Here is an 18,566-nt window from a genome sequence, read left to right on the forward strand (position 1 = left end):
TGTGACCTGCGTCTTTGCGGACTTCAGCCGCACTCACGGCAGCGATCGAAGTGCCAGTTCAATGCCCTGGCCATCTTCCGCTTCACCGCGAGGGCGTTCTTTGCGCTGACCTTGCCCGACACGGTGCCCTGGTGGCGTTCGGAGTGGTTGATCAGGAAGCGGATGTCCTGCTCGTAGCCGCTTCGGATGCGCGTGAAGCGCTGGCAGGTCTTCATCGGGTCGTACTCCTCGTCGTCGTGGTGGTGCTGGTTTCGTCGCGCAGTTGCTGCAGGACCGGCGTGAGGCGCTCGTTCCGACCGCCCTGGAGGCCCTGGGCGCGGAGGATCTCCCTCAGCTGGACCCGGGTGAGGGACTCGTTGCCGTCGCGTTCCAACAGCGCGGGCACGTGGGGCCGGACCCGCTCGACCATCTCGTCCACGGTCAGCTGCTGCGTCCGAGTGCGCTTGGTCTGCCCGCCTCGGGGGCGGTTCCGTGGCCCCTTCGACTTCGGCGCCTTCCGCACGGGGACCACGCGGGGACGGTCCCCGCGTGGCTCGGTCCCCGTTTCGGTGTCGGGGTGGTCCTGGTCCCCGTCGTCGTTGGGGATGGTGTGGGGACGGTCCCCGCGTGGCTCGGTCCCCATTGCGGTCTCGGGGCGGTCCCGGTCTTCATCCTTGTTGGGGACCGGAGTTGGGGACGGACTCGTGGCGCCTTGAGCGGCGGCTTCGCGGGCATCGCTGGCGCTTGCGCCCGCGTGGTCACCGGTCTCGTCGGTCCCGGGGACCGCGTCTTCACGGTCCCCGATCGTGGCGGTGTCGGTTGTGCTGGGCAGGCTCCAGCCCTCTACACCCGCACGCTCCCCAGCCGGTTCACGGTCCCCGTCGCTGCTGGGGACCGAGTGGGGACGGTCCCGGTGGAGGTCGGTCCCCGCAAACGGTCCCGCGTGGCCTGCGTCGGGACGGTCCCCGATTGTCGGGTGTCCTTCTTCGGGACCGGCGTCGGGGACCGAGCGCAGCCACCGGACCAGCTGGTCCCAGAACGCCTCCAGGTCATCGGGGTGCAGACGGGCCGGGCGCTGCTCCCCGTGGTCCTCGCTCCGGTTCCGTGAGGGGTGGGACCACGGCGAGGACAGGTCGACCGTTGCCAGCGCCGCAGCATGGCGACGGGCGGCCAGCTGATCCAACAGCGCACACCGCTGTTCCGGGTCGGTGCCCACACCGGATCGCGCAAGTGCCGACTCCAGTCGACGCGTGATCCATTGCCCCCGTCGTTTCTTGCGCTTGTCGGGGGACAGGCTGGCCAGACGCGAGGCGAGGGTCACCGCGCGCGCAGTGGCGCGGTCGCGGGTGATCTGTGCTGCGTTCCGGTTGCGCGTGGCGAGGCCGAGGCGTGAGAACAGTCGCTCACGCATCTCCCGTCCGAGCGTGGCCAGGGCCCCCTGCGAGGTGGCGTCGGGCTTGCGCAGCCGCAGTTCGATGCCCATGGCCATATGCCAGAGCATGGCGGCCAGGACTGGGCCGACGAAGGCGCGTACGGCGCCGCCCACCGGCCCCGACTCGGCGTACGCCGGGATGACCTGCACCCCGGTGATCACCCAGACCAAGCCTCCAGGCAGCCCCGGGGTTCCTTGGGTGGCAAGGTTCTGCCGGGCCATCAGCGCGGTGGCGAACAAGGCCAGTTCTGCCGCGCCGAACATCATGGCCCGTTCGGTGGTGCCGGCGATGTCGAGGTAGTCGGAGGCGAAGCGCCAGCTGGTGTCGCCGGAGTAGATGGTGCAGCCGAGTGCGGCGAGGGAGGCGACACAGACCGCGAGGGTGCCCGAGCGCGCTCCTTCCGTTCGGGTCCGTACGTGCCTCTTGCGCCATGCGACCAGCACCAGTGCGAGCGCGGCGCCGACTGCGACCACGTATGCCGGGTCGATCGGGACGCTCCCGAGGGATATGAGGGGGGTCATGCTGCCTTTCGGAGAGCGGCGATCAGAGCCTGGGTGTGCACCTGGCGGGGCACCTGCACGGGCGAGGCGTCGGTCTCGTCCTCGGTGTGCTCGTCGTCGGTGGTCTCGTCCTCGTCGTACAGCCCCCAGTAGCGGTCGCGGTCGGCGACGGCGTGAGCGGCGTTGCGCATCAGGTCGCGGGCCCAGTCGAGGTCGAGCTGCAGGGCGTGGGCGAGGCGTTCGGGGCTCCAGCCGCGGGCGTAGGCGTGGCGGGTGACGGCCTCGCGTTCGGCGTCGCTGAGGTGGACGTGGCGGCCTTCGAACGTGGCCTTGACGCGGCTGTAGTCCAGGCGCTTGTTGACCCTGGCGTGCCAGGGGCGGCGCTCGGTCTCGGTGAGCCCGCCCCAGATGCCGTGGCGGAGTTCGTTGTCGAGGGCGTAGTCGAAGCACGCCTTCTTGACCGGGCACCGGCCGCAGATCGTCTTCGCCTCGTCGATGGCCGCGCGGTCGCGCGCCGCGTGGAAGAACAGCTCGTCGATGTCCTTGGCCGGCAGGTTCTGGCACCGGCCCCGGGCCTGCCAGCTGTGGTCGGCGATCCCTCGAAGGGGCGTGGTGGGGGTGTCGTTGGTGGTGATGTTGCGCAAGTCAGTCTCCGGAAGTCGCCTCGGAGGGTGGGCGGGTACGCGGCACTGGTGGGTGGGTGCGGCGGACGCGGCGTCGAGGCGGGCAGGGGTGCGGTAGCAGGGCCGCACCGGAGCGGAAGGAGGGGGGAGGGGGCCGAGCGCGCGGTCAGTGGGCGATCACGCCGCTGCGTGCTGGGCCCGTGCCGCCGTGGCGAGGTCGACGCGGCTGGGGTGCGGCGTGGCGCGCGGGGCGTTCCCCCGGGCCCGTCCGTCCAGACCGATGCGCCGGCTGCGGCAGGGCTCGCCCTCGCCCGCGTGGCACCACTCGCATCGCACGCTGAGCGCGTCGGGGCTTCCTGCGGCGATGGCGGCTTCGCGGGCCGCGCGGGCGGGCCGGTAGGGGGCGAGTTCGGCGCGCACGGCCGGCGGGATGCACGAGCCGATCTTCCGCAGCCGCTCCTCCAGATCAGGACGCACCCGCCCGCTGGCGATCTGCCGGCACGCCGTGGGCACGACGGCCCCCGAGGCAACCGCACGCCGACTGTGCGCCAGTTCAGCCTGCCAGGCAGCCTGGTCGTCGGGGTCGGCAGCCGGCGTGGGGTCGGTGTGCCGCTGCAGCCGGTCGCGTCGGTAGGCGCGCCACTTGCGGGCGATGTCCACCGGCAGGATCGGGTACGGCGACTCCAGGATGTGCTCGCGGGCGACGAGGCGGGTGTCCCAGCCGTGGCCGGTGGCCAGGGGCACGTCGCCGAGCAACTCGTGCCACCGGGCGATCTGGTCGCGGGCCTCACCGGTGTCGGTCCGGATCAGGCGGGGGTCGAGGCGGCCGAGGTAGGCCAGCAGAGCGCCGACTTCGTGGGGGGTCACTGGGCTATTGCTCCTTCTCCGGTCGGCTCGCCCAGGGCGGCGAGGAGGGCTGCGGTGTGGGCCTCGGCGAGGGTCATGCCGCCCTTCGGGGCGGAGCCGCTGCCGGGCAGGGCGTAGAGCTTCGGGCGGCTTGGGGCGTGCTCCCGGGCGACCCAGGAGCGCCAGTCGGCAGCCCAGGAAGCCGCCGTCCGGGGCTTGAAGTCGGCGCGGTGGGCGCGCCACTTGGCGTCGGCCGCCTGCAGGCCCTCCTCGCCGAGGCGGTCGAGGTGCCCGTGCTGGCGGGCCCAGTCGTGGGTCGCTGGGTCGATCTGCCACTCGCCGGCCGAGGTGACGGCAGCACCACTACTGCTGCCTTTACGGTTCACCTTCGGTTCACTACGGTTCTGGGGTGCGGAATCCGTACCTTCGACGGTGCGGATTCCGGCACGTCGAGGGGTCGGATTCCGTCGGGAGGGGTCAGATTCCGCACCGGTCGGATTCCGCTGCGAGGGGTCGGATTCCCTACCCTTCTTGGGCCAGATGCCGTACCGCCGCAGCTTCTTCTCGGCCTCCTCGTCCAGCTCGGGTACCGGGTCCGAGTCCGTGGGTGGCTCGACGTACGCGTTCGGGTCGTCCTTTGTGGCCTCGGCGACCTTGGCCAGCCAGGCGGCGGCACGCGGAAGGCGGTAGACCGAGGTGCGCTGCGGACCGTCCAGATGGTCGAGCAGCTCCAGCTCGCCGCTCTCGGCGAGCGCTGCGAGTGCGGTCCGCACGGCAGTTCGCGAGGCGTTGGTGCGCGTGACCAGGCTGGCCAGGGAGGCCCAGGCGACGCACTGCTCGTCCGGCACGCGGTCGGCGATCGACAGCAGGACCAGGCGCGCCACTCCCTTGCTGGAGCTGTGCTCCCACCCCCACTCGCGGGCATCGACACTCATCGGCCGCTCCCGCCCACGATGCGGGACTGGAGGTCCCCCGAGGCGCAGAGGGTTGCCGCGCAGGCCGCTACGTCGAGCCTTTTGCGCAGGGCAGAGGGCATGCGACACTCTCCTGTGAAGTGGAGCCGCTCCGGTTTGCCTGTGGAAAGGGGCCGGCGCGGTGTTGGTGGGTGATCTCGCGCCCCTGTGCGGGCGGGAGTGTCATTGGCCGTCCGGCGTCTGGAAGGTTGCAACTTTCAGACGCCGGTGCCATGTCCGGAGCCGGGTGGTGCGCGTCTCATGGGTCCCCCCTTTCACTTTCGGCGGTCCGCCGGGCGGGACCCCGGCGGGGGACCAGCAACATACGCAGACCGCTGCCGGAAGACCAGACATAGCTCTCGAAGTCCTGAAAGGACGTCTGTGCTCTAGCAGGGCACGGGGCTTGAAACCCGCCGTTTCGTGTTCCGATCGCCGTTGGCAATCAGAACTTTCGGCGTGTTGGACACGGGCTTGGTGAAATCTCCCCGCGGGTGGCCTTCAATCCATAGGGGCTGATGCTCGTCAATGCTGGGGTAGTAATGCTGCCGCCAATGACCTCGTACCCAATGCCCGGCTCGTGTGGTGCCATTGGCTTTGTCCCGGGCTGCCTGGAGTTCGAGCGCTGCGCGTTCCGGCTGCCGGAGCCGAATCCGGCGGAACCGCTGCACGTCAATGCCCGCCCGGCGTGCGCGCCCGGCGACTTGTTGGGGCACTTTGGGTACGTCGACGCTCGCAAGTGCCTGTCGCGACAGTGCTGTCAGTGACAACAGCACTGCCAGAGGGTTCTGCCGGTGCCAGTTAAGAGCCCAGTCGTTGGTTCCCAAGCGGGCTCGCGAGAACGCGGAGGGGCCCAGCCCTTGGTAGAAGACCTTTCCTATGCTCTCGAACGCCCTGGGGCCGAAGCCTCGTTCCCACTCGGTAACTATGACGTCTGACTCCGAGACCTCCCATATGTAGGCGCATGGGCGAACGGAACGTCTTCCCTGGATGTGCAGGACTTCTGGCAGCGGCTTGGCGAAGACCACCATGCCGAAGGGGGAAAGGAAGTGGTGGGGGCGGAGTTCCATTGCGGGCATGTTCTGCGCTGCGGCAGCAACCATGTCGCCCATGGCGGGATCGGCGTAGACGATTTCACAGTCACGGACAGCCGTAGAACTCAGTTGGAGGTCCACTGAATTCGCCGGCTGCGGACCGGGCGCTGGAGTGGTTTGACCGGACAGATGTTCCTGAAGCCAGCGCTGGCGTTCCTTGACCGGCATGCCGGCCCATTCGAGGATGATGGAATCTTCCTCGTCTGTGAGGAGGTGGCACAGGATGCGAGCGGCGGATTCGGTACGCAACCATCCGACAAGGGATGTCTTCGCATGCAAGGCGTCACCAGCTGTCCAGGTCGCGCTGTCGCTATATCTCTTTGCTCCGAGCATCACGCTCTCCCGCGCAGTTCGCGACCAGTCGATACGGAGTTCACCGTTCGCCGCCTCGGGCGGAGGCGAGCCTCGCCTCGACGACCACCCGCTTGCTGTGCCCGTCGGCAGGCCAGCAGGTCACCAGCGTCAGCATCGCCTTGGTGGGTGTCGCGCTGGGCTGGCCTGGGACCTGGGCCGTGACAGCGACGTCCGTGGGGTCGACGGTGGAGATGCGGGTGACGGTGTATGTGTAGGTGATCCGCTGTGGCGTCGACACGATGATCGAGGCTCCCGGCTTGATGCTGTCGACGTCCCGCAGCGGAGGCGAGGGAATGCCGGAGCGGTGGCCGGCGAGGACGAAGTTGCCGATCCCTCCCGCCTCCTCCGTGCCATCGAAGTGCCCGAGCCCGGATTGCAGTTGCTGAGAGTTGGTGCCCTGGTAGACGGGTTGTGCCCAGTTCCGTCCGAGGGCGGGGATGCGCACGACGTCGATGATGGGCCCTCCCGCCCCTGACACGGTGCTCTCGCCCGAGGGGGAGGGGTGAACGGCCCAGTCGGCGAGCGCATGAGTGGCCTCGTGGGTCGCAGACGTGGGGCTGGACGTCTCGCCGGTGCCGCGCGGAGAGGGGTTTGTGTGGGATGGCGCGGCTGGTGTCGGGGTGTCCGACGTCGCGTGTGTCTTGGGAGCCTGGCTGGATTGCGCCAAGACCACCCCGGTCGCGGAGAGCGCGACGGCGGCGGTGACGCCGACGGCGATGACACCTCGACGGCGCTTGCCCCAACGGGCAGCGCGCTGTGACAGGTTGCTGGGCGGCGTCCGGAGGGGAGTCTGATCTGCCGGATTCGCTTTGTTGCTGGGAAGGTTGGAGGACTCAGTCATGGGTGTTTCCAGGGAGCGAGATGTCAGGACGGGGGTACGCGTCGGGGCGGGGACCAGCTCAGGGCCCCCGCCCCGCTGCGGAGTGTCACGTCGGTGCGCGGTGGGAGACCGCGTACCGACGGGGGGTCAGGCCCCGGTCTTCGGCAGCACCTTGATCGTCACCGGCCGCGGCTTGGGTGCCTTGGACTTGGGGATCCTGGTGTCCTGCACGGCGACCGCAGTGGCCTTGCCGTCCTTGACCGTCGCCTGCTGGTCGGCCGCCAGCTGGTAGCCGTCGACCGCCTCGACCTCGTGGACGCTGTACTCGCCCGCCGGCAGCTCGGCGGTCTGCCACACGCCGCTGGCGTCGGTCGTGCCGGTCGCGACCGTCTTGCCGTCCTTGTTGCGCACCGCGAACTTGACGCCGGCCAGCACCTTGCCGGTGTCGCCTGCGGTCTTGGTGACCTTGATCCGGCCGCCTTCCCCGGTGGCCGTCATCGTCAGCTGCGCGGTGGCGCTGGTGGTGCCGCCGGCGATGACCATGCGCTGCGCGTCCTTGTTGTGGGGCAGGACGGCGCGCAGTGTGGTGCCGGGCAGGCCCATGGCCTCAGTGGTGAGCGTGACGCTTTGGCTCTTGGCGGCCGTGACGTGTGCGTAGGCGATGCCCTGGGCGTTGGTGGACTCGGTGTCCTCCGCCACCTTCGTCCCGTTGAGGGCGGCCTTGAGGTTGAGCCGGATGCCCGGCACTGCGTTTCCGGCGGCGGAGGTAACGGTGATCTTGATGCCGGTCGTCACGCCGGGCCGCAGCGCGGCCAGGGGCGTGATGTGGACCTTGTACGGGCCGGCGAACCGTGCGGCCTCGTTCAGGTAGGCGGTGGCCAGCGTCTTCGCCTGCGGGGCCACCTGCGGGTACGACAGCCGCTGCACGGCCCGCGTCCCGTCGGGCAGCGCGTAGGTGGATCCGGCGTTCAGGAGGCTGTAGACGTCCGCGTCGACAGCGGCGGCCTGCGCATCCGAGCCGGCCTCGCCGTACTTCGACACGATGTACGCGGCCTGAGAGACCTGCGCGGCGGTCGCGGCCTTGCCGGTGGCCTGCGACGTCCACGAGGTGTAGTCCCGAGCCGCCCCGTAACCGCCGGCGGCCTGAGGCCCGGCAAGGCCCGGGTCGGCGCAGTACGCGATCACGCCAGGTACCGCGGATCGGTAGTCGCCGATGTGCGAGGCGTCCGCGTGTCCGGCGGAGTCCGAGATCAAGAAACCCCGGCCCCACTGATCAGCCGCCGACGCGCTCGGCGCCAGCAGCGCACCCGCGCCCACCGCCACCGCTGACGCAGCCACCAGCGAACGCCGAAACCGACGTGCGGCGTGCGAAGGGGCAGGTGATGATGCAAAACTCATGATGTCTCCGAATGGGGATGATGCCGGGCCCGCCAGCGGGTTTCTCAGGCCAGCAGCTGGCTGGGCCCGGTGCCGCTTCCCGCCCCAAGGGCAAGGAAGTTCTGTACGTGGGCGAAGAAGAGACCAGGCGGAACGGGTCTTCTCCCCGGTCGATCTCGCCATGGTCAGGCTATCTGTCTCCATGCACACGTACAAGTTGCTAGGGTTGATTCACCAAACCTTGCATGCATTGGAGTGCATTACATGTCCCAGCGTCTCGTCGAAGGACGCCGCATCAAGGTGGCGCGCATCGAGGCGGGACTCCTGCAGAGCCAGGTGGGGCAGGGCGTGGGTGTCTCCGACTCCGCCGAGGCGAACTGGGAGAACGACAAGAAGCGTCCTGACGCCGAGGTCTTGCCGGCTCTCGCCAAGATCCTCGGCAAGCCCCTGGACGTCCTCTTTCCCCGCGTGGGTCTACCTGACCTATCGGACCTGCGGGCCGATGCCGGGATCTACCAGAAGGACACCGGCCGGCTCATCGGCACCAAGAGCCACGCGCCCGTCAGCCGCGCGGAGCGTGCAATCCGCCGACTGGACCCGAAGTACGTCCCACCGCTCGCGGAGGCGTACGGGGTCAGTGTCGACACGCTGCTGGCCGCGCAGGAGCGGTCCTTTGGGCGGGACGTGCCGGAGCCGGGCCAGGTACCCACGGCGCTCGCGGACAAGATCGCGTTTTTGATGGAGCACCTGTACCCCGGCGATCAGGTCGCGCCGACGGCCGGAGAGATTGCCGAGGGGGTCAACGCGTATGCGGGTGCCGTGGTCATCTCCGAAGCGGAGGTGAAGGACCTGTTGTCCGGCGTCCAGGCCACGGCCAAGCCGATCGTCTACCACGGTCTGGCCGACATCTTCGGCGTCGAGCCGATGTACTTCGAGCCCCAACACGCGGTGGCCCGGCACATCTACGAGGGGCTGCGACTGCTGGCCCTTGCCCGGGAGGGCAAGGTCACCCGGGCTGTGGCACACGGCGCGAAGCGAAGCGGGCTTCCCGCAGACGTGCTCGCCTTCGTCAACGAGGTCGTCGTCGAACTCCAGGACCGAGGACTGCCCGCCGCCGACGACGAGGGACAGTGACCTCCGCCCTGCCGGTGTGACGGTCGCGCACCCTACGCGCCCAAGGTGCCGCTCGGCTGGTACTGCTGGCCGGCGGCGAACACGGTGTTGACCGAGCGCAGCGCGTCCAGGTCCGTCAGCGGGTCACCGTCGACGATGAGTAGGTCCGCGCTGTACCCCGGGGCGATCTTGCCCGTCACCTCACCAAGACCCAGCGCGCGCGCCGCGTGGACGGTCGCCATCTCGATGATCCGGCTGTTCGGCAGCCCGAGGTGCCTGTAGAAGCCGAGACTTGAAACCAGCCCGCCGAACCCGGCACGCCCCACTCCGGCGTCAGTACCGGCGATCTGGTTCACCCCCGATTCCCCGACTTGTCGGGCCATGGCGACCAGGGCCTCGGCGCGCTCGGGGCCGAAGATCTGGGGCAGCTTAGGCCACTGGGGGCTGACGGTTCGGCAGACGAAGATGCCCTTGTCGATGATCTGGGCCAGCACCTCCTCGCGCACCTCGAAGCCGTCGCGGGTCATCCACGTGCAGTGCTCGATGGTGTCCACCCCGGCGGCCACCGCGGCTGCGATGCCGTCAGCCCCGTGGGCATGTGCCGCGACGGGAAGCCCGGCCTGACGAGCCTCCTGGACGACGATCGCGAGTTCATCCGGGGTGAATTGTGATTCCCAGCTGGCCGGCCCGCCCTTGGTGAGGCCGCCACCAGTCGCCATCACCTTGATGACCTTCGCGCCGGCTGCGATGTTGCGCTGGATGAGGCCGCGGATCTCGTCCTCCCCGTCGACTTCACCGCCGAGGAACCAGCAGTGCCCGCCCTTGGTGGTCAGCGGACGCCCCGCGCAGATCAGCCGCGGACCCACGGCGGAACCGAGCGCGATGGCGTCGGCCAGCCGCAGCGCGAGGCCGCTTCCGTCGCCCAGATCGCGTGCGGTGGTCACACCAGTGCTCAACAGCTGCTCGGCCCGGTTCGTCATGTCGCCAAGGAGAGCGTCCTCATCCCGATCGCGCAGCGTGGCGACCGGGTCGGTCCCGCCGTCGAAGCAGAGGTGGACATGTGCGTCGATCAGGCCGGGCAACACCGTGGAGCGTGGAAAGGACATCCGCGCCTCGCCGGGCTGGGCCTGGGATTCGACCTCAGCCCGCCCACCCGCAGCGACGATCGTGCCACCCCGGATGAGGACAGCGCCCTCGGCAACGCCCCCGCCCGCGGTATCGGCGAGGACTCGTCCAGCGGTGATCAGCACCTTGCTTCCCTTCCGCTTCTGGCTCCGCTGCGCAACGCTTGCGACAGTGCGACCAGTTGCTGTACATCAGTGTCCCGATCGCCGTTCTCCGGCACGGCCAGCGGGACCGCCCGGTCCGAGACCGGTGCGCCGTTCGCGATGGTGTCAACGGCGGCCCGCAATTGCTGGGCCAGGACCTCGGGGCGGGCCAAGTCCACGATGGTGCCCTCGTGCCCGCAGCCTTGCAGGCGCGTACTGATCTGCACCAGACCGTCACGACATTCCACCACGCGGCGGTGGTAGCGGCGATGGACGCCGTTGGCCCGCCTGCGGTCACGCCATGTGCCACCCGGGAGTGTCAGGACGCTATGGGGATATGCCTGGCACAGCAGCCGCCACAGAGGCTCCAGCTGGCGGTGGTTGCGGCGGTGCTCACGCCATACCCGCACGGCGGCCAGCCGCGCCCGCACACCCGGATAGGTGAAGCCGAAGGCGACCAGCGTGAGGGCAGCCATCAGCACCAGCGCCACACCGACAGTCAGAGCCTTGGGTATGGCACCGCCCTGCCAGCGGACGATCACGAAGACCGCGTTCACCGCGCACACGACGGCGCCACCGAGCAGCCCCACAGCCGCTACCCACAGGCCCGTGGACACCGGACGCTGGGACATCCGCGCATACCGCCGGGTCCAGTAGGAGGCTGCAGCCAACGCGTAGAGCAAGTACAGGCCGGCCGTGAGGTAGAACACGGAGACCTGGACAACGGTCATGTCTGCCGTCCGCACGCTGCCGGTCAGAGCAGACCGGGGAGCGGCGAGGGCCGCGACGGTGATCACGCCGGCGACCAGAGCCAGAGCCAAGCCCTCAAGCCGCGCCCGACGCCTGCCCGTGCGCTCGTCCGACGCCGCGTACAGGTAGACACACATCACGAAGTACGCCGCTGCGAGAAGCAGCACATTCTGCAGCAGCTTGCCCCACCCCGGGTCCGCGACGGTGTCAAAGGCGGGCCCGACCGGCGCGGCGACCAGGTAGGACGCAAAAGCACACGCCAGGCACAAGCTCACGCTGCGCTGCGAAGGGTTGCGCGGGTCCTTCAGCAGCTGGAACAGCCTCCAGGCGACGGCGCCGGCCAGGGCGGCAAAGACCAAGACGACTGCCATCACAACCACCCCTCAGGGGCACCGAATGTGTGGTGGAGGCGGCGCACCGACGGGTCCACCGAAGTGCAGGGCGTGACACGGTCCAGCGCCGAGGCCCAGCCCAAAATGATCGTCGCGACGAGCTCTGCCTCCTGTTCCTGTGCGTCGTCGTAGGTGCAGCGCCCCAGCGCCCGGCGTATGGCGCTGGGCGAAAGTCCGGCGATCACCGCATGCCACTCGTCCACGCGGTTGTCGCTCTGGTGGTCCGCGAGAATATGGCCGATCTCGTGCAAGATGATGTGATCTTGGTGGAGCTTGGTCGTTTCCTGCTGGTAAATGATCAGGTCGGCCGTTGGGGTCTCGAACCACAGCCCCGACGGCCCTGGCTTCGGCAGGGGGTACGCCCGAAGCTCGATGGGGCGCCCGCGCTTCTCGCCGAGCGCCTTGCACAGGGCCTTCACGCTCAGCGGAGGCTGAAGGTCAAGATCACGCAGTTGCTGCCGGATGCGACGTTGCAGCTCACTGTCGGCCGGACGCTTACGCCAGGTACGTCCCCGCTGCCGCATCGCGGCCCCGGGCTGTCTTGCGTCGGCACCCGTGCCCACGCCGTGACCATCGGCCTCCGCCGCTCCCTGGACAAGCACATTCCGGGCGTCCGGGGTGCCGTTCCACCACCACATAACGGTTCCTCATACTCATGGTTTTCCCCCGCAGCCGATCTTGCGATGCGCCGGGGCGAGGGGCTTCAGTGCCCCATGACTACGTCCCTATCGACGAGCAAAAGAGCCCCGGTGATGTCGGAGATGATCTTCACTCGACCCCGTGTGTCTCATGCCGCAACTGTTTGCCGAACCAGCCGGTAAGAAGATTTAAGTCAGACGCCAAGAGGGCGTCAACGGCGACCATATGACCGATTTGCATAGATAGATCGCTCGGGTCTCGCGCGCCCGCTGAGGTACTCGCGAGTCTCCAATTGCCTTGCTTTACAAGCGGAATGAGGTAGTCCGGCGAATTGGGGAGTGGCTCCGCAATCGCGGTCTAGACCAGCCGCGATGGGGGGAGGTGAAAACCGGCAAACATTTGCCGGTCCCGCGATCTTCGACGGGATGGACAGGGGAGATGTCCCTTTCGGGGGCAATCACCCCGCCGCTCCGGTCGAAATGTTCAAGCCTGAACCGTGACATTCTCCCAGGTATGTGGCCAGTACCACAAGTGCACAAGATCGCAAAATCTTGCGTATTGTCTACCGCGAGACGCAGGGGGGCCAGCGGTCGCGCTGACCCCTCTTTTTTCATGCCCGAAAGCAGGCGTCTCCCCGGAGCGAGGACACGACAGGAGGGCTGATGGTCGCGCAGCGGCGGGTCGGCAGCGGCAAGGGCTCTGCCGGAAAGAGGACTTCGTCCGAACGGCCCACCGGAGTCGCCGGGCAATACATGGGGTTCGGCGCGATGCTCAAGCAATGGCGCGAAGCCGCCGGCCTCACGCAGCGACCTGTATGGCGGGCCCTGGGCATCAGCGAGCGCACGTACCGAACCATCGAACACGGCGCGACGCCGCGGTTCTCACAGACCCAGTGCGATGCTCTGGCAGAGGTGCTGAAGCTCGACCAAGAGAAGCGCCACGCCCTGCTGCTCCACAACGTGGGCACCTACCTGCGCTCCGTGCCTGCCGAGGGTCATCATGATGTGAAGCCGGCGCTGAGGCTGCTCATCGACCGGCAGATGCCCAGCCCCACCTATCTGTCCGACCGCAACTGGAACATCCTCGCGTACAACGAGGCCATGGCCGAGATATGGCCGTGGGTCATGGAGCCCCGGGCCAATTTGATCCGCTGGGCCCTCACAACCGCCGAGGGGCGCGCCACCTATCACGACTGGCACAAGCACGCCACGGTCTTCATCCGGATGCTCCGCTTTGCGCTCACCACCCACCGTGATGACGCAGACCTGCAGGAACTGATCGAGGACGTCAAGAAGAACCCCGAGGTCCGGCAGCTCTGGGATGCGGACACCGACATGGTCCAGCATCGCGACGGCCACGTCTTCTTGGCCAGCGTGCCGACCCTGGGCTGGAAAACCATCGAAATCGTCAGCCACGTGGCGTACCCCGCGATCATGCCCGACTGTCGTTTCGTCGTCATGACCTGGGTCGAAGCAGAACCAGACAGCCAGCGAGACGCACTGGGCGGTATCCGAAACGGCTGGCTGGACGAAACCCACAACACGCCGCGCGAAATTGACCGAGCCCAGGAGCGGATTGCAGAGGCAGAGCGACTCCGCGCCGAAGATGTCCATACCGCTCGCCTCGTAGTGGACGACGCAGGCAAGGCCGCGACCCATGCCGGCAAGGGAGGCGTCCTTCTGCCCGCCCTCAGCCGCCTTGTCGGGTCCGACTGCCAGCTGACCCTCTCGCCCGCCAAGCGCACCGTGGTCTGGGCCGTCGAAGAGGCCCCCGGGCAGTGGGGCGTCAGCGAAGTGTCACCCTCCACCGTGATCGGCCGCATACCGCGGGGGGTCTTGCCAGCGCAGGCCCGAGCCGAGCTGAAGCAATTGACACGCTTCGCACTGCCAGCTCCCCGCGACGCCGCCGCCTCTCGTATCGAGCAGCTCCTCGGTGAACTCGATGAGGAACAGCGCCTGCTCCGCGAAATCCAGGAAGACCTGTCTGGACCCGACCATCTGCGCCCCGACAGTCAAGACGTGGCCAGCCTGGTCACCGAGCTGCGGCCCGGCCCGGCGCTGCGCACTGCCAGGCCAGGACATAGCGAACGACGCGGCGGCGAGCTTCACGCTGCTGCGGTCCTTGCGGACCTTCCCCCGACCGCCTCGTAGAAAGCCCGTTTCGTGCACAGCTACATCTACCCTTGCCCGCTGCGCTGGGCCGACGCCGACGCGTACGGGCACGTCAACAACGCCCTATTCCTCCGGTTCATGGAGGAGGCGCGCACGCGCATGTTCCGGGAAGTGCTGGCCGACGACGAGGCTGGCCGCCGCCAGAACGCGTTCGTCGTGAGCCGCGCCAGCGTCGAGTACCGAGCCCCTCTGTATTACCGCGAAGACCCGGTCGACGTGCACGTCTGGGTTGCACAGCACCGGGCCGTCTCGTTCGAGCTAGCCTACGAGATCCGCGACGTCGATCAACTGTATGTGGAGGGCACGACCACGATCGCTGCCTACAACCTCGACATTGGTCGGCCCCGCCGCCTTACCCAAGACGAGCTGGCCTTCCTGGCCCGCCACACCGTGTCTTGATGCCGCAAGTGGCGGAGCTGCGCCGAGGGTTCAGCGTGCCGCGGTCCTCGCCGCGGTCACAGACGACGATCAGTGAGGTCGCCGCCGGGCGGTGACGTGGGCACCACGGCCCGGGTGATGACGCACAGGGGGCACAGCCGTAGGGTGCGGCACCCATGTTGGCCAGGAGGTCGGCCATCCCATAGATCTTCACGTCCTCCGGAAGCGCCGTCTCATCGGTGGCACTGCGTCGGGCTTTGAGGTCGCCGAACTCTCTTCCGGCAGCTCCAGGCACACCACTCTGCGTTGGGTAGGTGGCAAGGAGGTTCGACTCCGGGCGGGGCCCCAAACCGCGCAGCCGGTCCTTGTCGACCGTTGTCAGACCGTGAAGCCGAGTTCGGAGGCCAGTGTCAGAACGGTTTGCTCGCGGTCGTTCCCATGACGATAGAAGCTGTGAGGTCCAGGCCGACGCTGGGGAGGCGCACGGGGAACCGCGTAGTGACGTTGATGGACGGCTTGGTTCTGAGGCTGTTGGGGATGCAGAGGACGACAACTTCGCTGTCGGTCCACACCTGGCGACGCACGCAGATGACGACGCTCAGCAGTTTGTGTGGCCGACCACGAGTTCGGGTGACCCGCTGGTCGAGGTCACGGATGTGTGCGTTCATCGCCCGCCAGGACGCGTACTCGGGGTGGTTGGGGCTGGTGGGGCGCCCACTCGACCGAGGCGGCATCGAGGGTCCGGCCGGCGCAACGAAGGGGCCCGGTTCGACGACGTAGCCCCCGCGAGGGCGCCCGAGGTGATCTCCACCCGGTCGTGGTGGTGATGCCAGTCCTGGCAGTAACGTGCGGTCGAATGTCAATTCGCGTTGCTGGCTGTGTGCTCGGACACGCTACGCCCCGACGCGTACGGGGCGTAGCCTGTCCGCCATCTACGCCTGTGTATGCAGAGCAGGCGTATCGACGAGGAGCCAGAGCGTGGTCTCCGAAAGCAGCCCCGGCTCCGGGGGCCATGCTGCAGGCAGTTTGCGCCCCGTCAATGCCCCGGCGTCCTGCAACTCGGCACCAGGGGCACAGATAGCGGACAGAAGACCAGCGAACAGGCCAACCGCATAGGCGTGTTCGGCATACGCGGCTGCATCGGCATGCGGCGGCTGCTCGCCGTTCTGCACGGCGGCGGCGTCGTAGTACGCCTGAGTGATCTTTACGGCGTCGAGGAGGGTTTCGCCGGTGAGGAACAAGGTGATCTTGGTGAGGTCGTCGATCATTCGAGCTGGCTCACCGTAGTTGGAGACCAGCAACAACTCGGCATCCACAGGGCTTTCGCCACCAGAGCTGTCATCGAGACAGGCTAGCTGCAGGTGCACGGTGCCGGAGTCGTCGATGACCAGGCCCAGGCCCGGGGCAGGCATGGTTTCGGGCAGGTCAGCGGGAACGTGGTCGATGGCGGTTGCCTGTAGGGGAAGGGTGGTCAGGACACTGTGGCGGCCGCCGCTGCGCCAGGCTCCAAGGGCCGCGATGCGGGCCCCGTCCCACGCGGCCCTGTCTGCCGGCGCGTCGTACATCTCCATAAGCCAGGCCGCGACGCGGATGCTCGGCACCCAGCACCACGGCTGCCACCGCCCGTGCTCACGCACACGCAGCGCCTCCAGGTCCTCGAAGACCCCCGGATACCTCTGAATCGCCTGCATCTCCAGTCGATGCCAGTGGTCTACGGCTTCCCGATAGATATGGGCGATGCGGCGTTGCCCAGCGTCAAGCTGGTGGTCGAGCGAAGCGTCGTAGACGCCATGGGAGACCTTCACCGGGGTGGCGGCGACCTCCGGCTGGGGATCGAACATGTCGTACTGCTGGCTCATCTCCAGCATCTTCTGCGCGGCGCGCTCGGTGATGTCCCGGCGTGCAGCATCGGCTCCGCTGGTGGTGGCGACCTGGACGCCGCGCCTCTTCGCCTTCTGCTCCTTCAGCGCCTGGGTCGTGGTGGCTTGCGGCCGCTGCTCGGACAGCGTCGTGCTGCCCGCGGTAAGTGCGTACCACGCACCCACCACGGTGCGCAGCGGAACCGTCGAGTAGATCAGCCCGGACGGAAGCTCCCCGGTATGCAGGCGCGCGTCGAAGAGCGGGAGGAAGGGAAGGTGCAGGTCGAAGTCCGGATTCATCGGAACCAGCCGGCCCCGCGCAGCCGCGTCAGGCTCCTGAGCCTCCTCTGGCATAGCTGTCCACCAGGTCAGATGCACACCGGCGGCGAATCCGTCCATGGCGGGCCCCCAAGTGACCGCGATGACCGGGTGCGAGTTGATGTGCATCAGCGGCTCTTCAGTCACGAGCATGCCAGCGGGTGCGGGCACAACATCCGGGGTGAACGGCAGGGAGATTGAACGGTCCTCGCCGACCGCGCGAGCTGCCTGTGCCAGTGGCTCGGCCATCGCGAACGTTGTACCGTCGGCGACTCGCTTGCCCTCGGCGGCGACCATCGACTCCACTCGCTGGGCTCCGGGTAGCGCCGACCAGACAGCGGGCATAGTGAAACTGTGGCCCTCGTTCATGAGGTAGGCCCAGAACTCGCGGCTCACCGGTGCACGCAGGAAGGTCAGGGTCTTGGACCGAAGCGTGGCGGCTCGGTCAGCAAGCGGATGCACAGCCATAGACGAACCCTAGACCTCGCCGCAGCCCGACCCGAAGTGGCCGAGGCCAAAACCAGCGCCCACCCACACCGATGACAGCAACTGAGACCCAGGGGCCTACGGTCAGTATCCAGGAGCCTTGTTGCGGTAGCGAGACCGTGGCGGACGTAACCCCTGGGATAAGCACCGTACTTCCCCTGTCCACGGCGGCGAGACGCTTGTCCTCTGTGCCCAATACCCGAAGCGCCAGGCCGGTGTACCGCAGCAGCTGCGACTTCTCATCGACACTCGGGTGAGAAACCGTAGCCCCCTGACCACCGCCGCCACCGCACTGCTCGGCACCTCCAAGGTGGGCGGCTGACGTCGGAAGATCAGCCCGCCAGCGGTATCTCGGCGATCGGCTCCCACAAAAGCCGCCATCCGCCGGTCTCCTCGGCGATCTCGAAGCGGACGTTCAGCAGGTGCAGGGCGCCAACGTGCAAGGGCGCCCGGCGCGGAGTGAGAGCGCGCAGCGCACTGTTAAGCCGGTCGGAGTTGGCCGCGGCGTAGCTGTAGCCGAGCGAGCAATGGAGCCGACCGCCGTCATGCTGCAGCGCGGCGTCCCCGCGGGTTGCCCGGATTGCGGTCCGCACCCGCTCCTGCAGCGCCACGGCCTTCTCCTCGGGCCACACGTCGAGTACGGCGCCGGCGACATTCCCGATGGGCGGGCCCAGCTCGGTCACAAACGGGGACACGTGGGCCAGCTCCTTGCGCAGCGCGTTGATAAGGCCCGTGCGTTCACTGGCGGATACGCATCCCGCCGGGGCGTCCGCAACCATCTCGATCGTCACGTGAAGCGTTCCGGGATCACCCGCCTCGGGCGGGCACGCCAAGTCGATCGGGTACTCCAGCAGCGCGGGGCGGCACGCGTGCGCGAGGGCCAGCAGCTCGTCGTCGACGCCGACCCGTGGCAACAGGTAAGCGTGAATGACCTCCATCCCATCGACCCACGGCCGGCCCTGGAAGCGCGGTATGAACCTGTCCATCTCGAAAACCTCTCTTCCTCTGTGCCACCACCGTGTTGGTGATGCCACCCATCTCTGATTCGTCCCGGTGGCCCCGGGGGGGCACACCAGACCCGAGTACGGGCTGCCCTTCAACTTCCTGTCAGGGAAGGGAAAGCAGGGTCCTCGCGGTTGTGGCACCAGGAAGTGCTCGACCCCCTCGCCGCGGTCGAGGCGGACCGTCCTCGCGTACGGCCCCAGGCGAGTCGGCG

General features: G+C 68.2%; 17 protein-coding genes. 3 read left to right on the top strand and 14 right to left on the bottom strand.

Annotation, left to right across the window (positions count from 1 at the left end):
• Window positions 1-23 precede the first annotated feature (23 nt).
• From ACO1BR_RS24375 to ACO1BR_RS24410, 8 genes are all read right to left on the bottom strand, one after another.
• Complete coding sequence (locus ACO1BR_RS24375; protein WP_384978890.1) at window positions 24-215, bottom strand: hypothetical protein; 192 nt, start codon at window positions 213-215, stop codon at window positions 24-26.
• Complete coding sequence (locus tag ACO1BR_RS24380) at window positions 212-1,933, bottom strand: hypothetical protein (protein WP_426797218.1); 1,722 nt, start codon at window positions 1,931-1,933, stop codon at window positions 212-214. The genes ACO1BR_RS24375 and ACO1BR_RS24380 overlap by 4 nt, the downstream gene beginning before the upstream one ends.
• Complete coding sequence (locus tag ACO1BR_RS24385) at window positions 1,930-2,556, bottom strand: WhiB family transcriptional regulator (protein WP_426797219.1); 627 nt, start codon at window positions 2,554-2,556, stop codon at window positions 1,930-1,932. The genes ACO1BR_RS24380 and ACO1BR_RS24385 overlap by 4 nt, the downstream gene beginning before the upstream one ends.
• A gap of 156 nt (window positions 2,557-2,712) precedes the next feature.
• Entirely contained in the window at window positions 2,713-3,402 is a 690-nt protein-coding gene (locus tag ACO1BR_RS24390) for a zinc finger domain-containing protein (protein WP_426797220.1), read from the bottom strand.
• Window positions 3,399-4,316: a helix-turn-helix domain-containing protein gene (locus tag ACO1BR_RS24395; RefSeq protein ID WP_426797221.1), complete on the bottom strand. Its 918-nt coding sequence runs from the start codon at window positions 4,314-4,316 to the stop codon at window positions 3,399-3,401. Before ACO1BR_RS24395 ends, ACO1BR_RS24390 begins: the two co-directional genes overlap by 4 nt.
• A gap of 404 nt (window positions 4,317-4,720) precedes the next feature.
• On the bottom strand, window positions 4,721-5,758 hold the full coding sequence (locus tag ACO1BR_RS24400; protein ID WP_426797222.1) for a hypothetical protein: 1,038 nt from the start codon (window positions 5,756-5,758) through the stop codon (window positions 4,721-4,723).
• Window positions 5,759-5,798: 40 nt separating this feature from the next.
• Window positions 5,799-6,224, bottom strand: coding sequence for a sortase (locus ACO1BR_RS24405; RefSeq protein WP_426797223.1), 426 nt, complete (start codon window positions 6,222-6,224; stop codon window positions 5,799-5,801).
• A 522-nt stretch (window positions 6,225-6,746) separates the two neighbouring features.
• A complete protein-coding gene (locus ACO1BR_RS24410) occupies window positions 6,747-7,937 on the bottom strand; it encodes an MSCRAMM family protein (RefSeq protein WP_426797224.1) in 1,191 nt (396 codons plus the stop codon).
• Window positions 7,938-8,240: 303 nt separating this feature from the next.
• Here ACO1BR_RS24410 and ACO1BR_RS24415 point away from each other — a divergent pair, with 303 nt between their 5' ends.
• Window positions 8,241-9,110 carry a helix-turn-helix domain-containing protein gene (locus ACO1BR_RS24415; protein ID WP_426797225.1) on the top strand — a complete coding sequence of 290 codons (870 nt, stop codon included), beginning with the start codon at window positions 8,241-8,243 and terminating at the stop codon, window positions 9,108-9,110.
• A gap of 32 nt (window positions 9,111-9,142) precedes the next feature.
• Here the strand turns inward: ACO1BR_RS24415 and ACO1BR_RS24420 are convergent, their stop codons facing one another.
• The 3 genes from ACO1BR_RS24420 to ACO1BR_RS24430 are packed head-to-tail and all read right to left on the bottom strand — an operon-like array spanning window position 9,143 to window position 12,137.
• On the bottom strand, window positions 9,143-10,339 hold the full coding sequence (locus tag ACO1BR_RS24420; RefSeq protein WP_426797226.1) for an amidohydrolase family protein: 1,197 nt from the start codon (window positions 10,337-10,339) through the stop codon (window positions 9,143-9,145).
• The gene (locus ACO1BR_RS24425) at window positions 10,333-11,478 is read right to left on the bottom strand and encodes an MAB_1171c family putative transporter (protein WP_426797227.1); all 1,146 of its coding nucleotides are present in this window, start codon (window positions 11,476-11,478) and stop codon (window positions 10,333-10,335) included. Before ACO1BR_RS24425 ends, ACO1BR_RS24420 begins: the two co-directional genes overlap by 7 nt.
• Window positions 11,478-12,137, bottom strand: a complete 660-nt coding sequence (locus ACO1BR_RS24430; protein WP_426797228.1) for a hypothetical protein — start codon at window positions 12,135-12,137, stop codon at window positions 11,478-11,480. The genes ACO1BR_RS24425 and ACO1BR_RS24430 overlap by 1 nt, the downstream gene beginning before the upstream one ends.
• 663 nt (window positions 12,138-12,800) lie before the next feature.
• Here ACO1BR_RS24430 and ACO1BR_RS24435 point away from each other — a divergent pair.
• Window positions 12,801-14,288 carry a helix-turn-helix transcriptional regulator gene (locus ACO1BR_RS24435; protein ID WP_426797229.1) on the top strand — a complete coding sequence of 496 codons (1,488 nt, stop codon included), beginning with the start codon at window positions 12,801-12,803 and terminating at the stop codon, window positions 14,286-14,288.
• 12 nt (window positions 14,289-14,300) lie between these two features.
• The gene (locus tag ACO1BR_RS24440) at window positions 14,301-14,708 is read left to right on the top strand and encodes an acyl-CoA thioesterase (RefSeq protein WP_384978928.1); all 408 of its coding nucleotides are present in this window, start codon (window positions 14,301-14,303) and stop codon (window positions 14,706-14,708) included.
• A 389-nt stretch (window positions 14,709-15,097) separates the two neighbouring features.
• On the opposite strand, the gene ACO1BR_RS24445 is transcribed toward ACO1BR_RS24440, so the two are convergent.
• The 3 genes from ACO1BR_RS24445 to ACO1BR_RS24455 all read right to left on the bottom strand — a co-directional run bounded on the left by ACO1BR_RS24445 (window position 15,098) and on the right by ACO1BR_RS24455 (window position 18,336).
• Complete coding sequence (locus ACO1BR_RS24445) at window positions 15,098-15,355, bottom strand: hypothetical protein (RefSeq protein WP_426797230.1); 258 nt, start codon at window positions 15,353-15,355, stop codon at window positions 15,098-15,100.
• Between the two features lie 264 nt (window positions 15,356-15,619).
• Complete coding sequence (locus ACO1BR_RS24450) at window positions 15,620-17,332, bottom strand: hypothetical protein (RefSeq protein ID WP_426797231.1); 1,713 nt, start codon at window positions 17,330-17,332, stop codon at window positions 15,620-15,622.
• A 350-nt stretch (window positions 17,333-17,682) separates the two neighbouring features.
• On the bottom strand, window positions 17,683-18,336 hold the full coding sequence (locus ACO1BR_RS24455) for a hypothetical protein (RefSeq protein ID WP_426797232.1): 654 nt from the start codon (window positions 18,334-18,336) through the stop codon (window positions 17,683-17,685).
• Window positions 18,337-18,566: the final 230 nt, after the last annotated feature.

The organism is Streptomyces sp. YGL11-2 (assembly GCF_050054615.1).
Lineage (GTDB): Bacteria > Actinomycetota > Actinomycetes > Streptomycetales > Streptomycetaceae > Streptomyces.

Bases quoted from the DNA above. Each gene is read 5' to 3' on its own strand.
- ACO1BR_RS24375 (WP_384978890.1), bottom strand. From the start codon at position 215: ATGAAGACCTGCCAGCGCTTCACGCGCATCCGAAGCGGCTACGAGCAG.
- ACO1BR_RS24380 (WP_426797218.1), bottom strand. From the start codon at position 1,933: ATGACCCCCCTCATATCCCTCGGGAGCGTCCCGATCGACCCGGCATAC.
- ACO1BR_RS24395 (WP_426797221.1), bottom strand. From the start codon at position 4,316: ATGAGTGTCGATGCCCGCGAGTGGGGGTGGGAGCACAGCTCCAGCAAG.
- ACO1BR_RS24400 (WP_426797222.1), bottom strand. From the start codon at position 5,758: ATGCTCGGAGCAAAGAGATATAGCGACAGCGCGACCTGGACAGCTGGT.
- ACO1BR_RS24415 (WP_426797225.1), top strand. From the start codon at position 8,241: ATGTCCCAGCGTCTCGTCGAAGGACGCCGCATCAAGGTGGCGCGCATC.
- ACO1BR_RS24425 (WP_426797227.1), bottom strand. From the start codon at position 11,478: ATGGCAGTCGTCTTGGTCTTTGCCGCCCTGGCCGGCGCCGTCGCCTGG.
- ACO1BR_RS24430 (WP_426797228.1), bottom strand. From the start codon at position 12,137: ATGTGGTGGTGGAACGGCACCCCGGACGCCCGGAATGTGCTTGTCCAG.
- ACO1BR_RS24435 (WP_426797229.1), top strand. From the start codon at position 12,801: ATGGTCGCGCAGCGGCGGGTCGGCAGCGGCAAGGGCTCTGCCGGAAAG.
- ACO1BR_RS24445 (WP_426797230.1), bottom strand. From the start codon at position 15,355: ATGAACGCACACATCCGTGACCTCGACCAGCGGGTCACCCGAACTCGT.
- ACO1BR_RS24450 (WP_426797231.1), bottom strand. From the start codon at position 17,332: ATGGCTGTGCATCCGCTTGCTGACCGAGCCGCCACGCTTCGGTCCAAG.
- ACO1BR_RS24455 (WP_426797232.1), bottom strand. From the start codon at position 18,336: ATGGACAGGTTCATACCGCGCTTCCAGGGCCGGCCGTGGGTCGATGGG.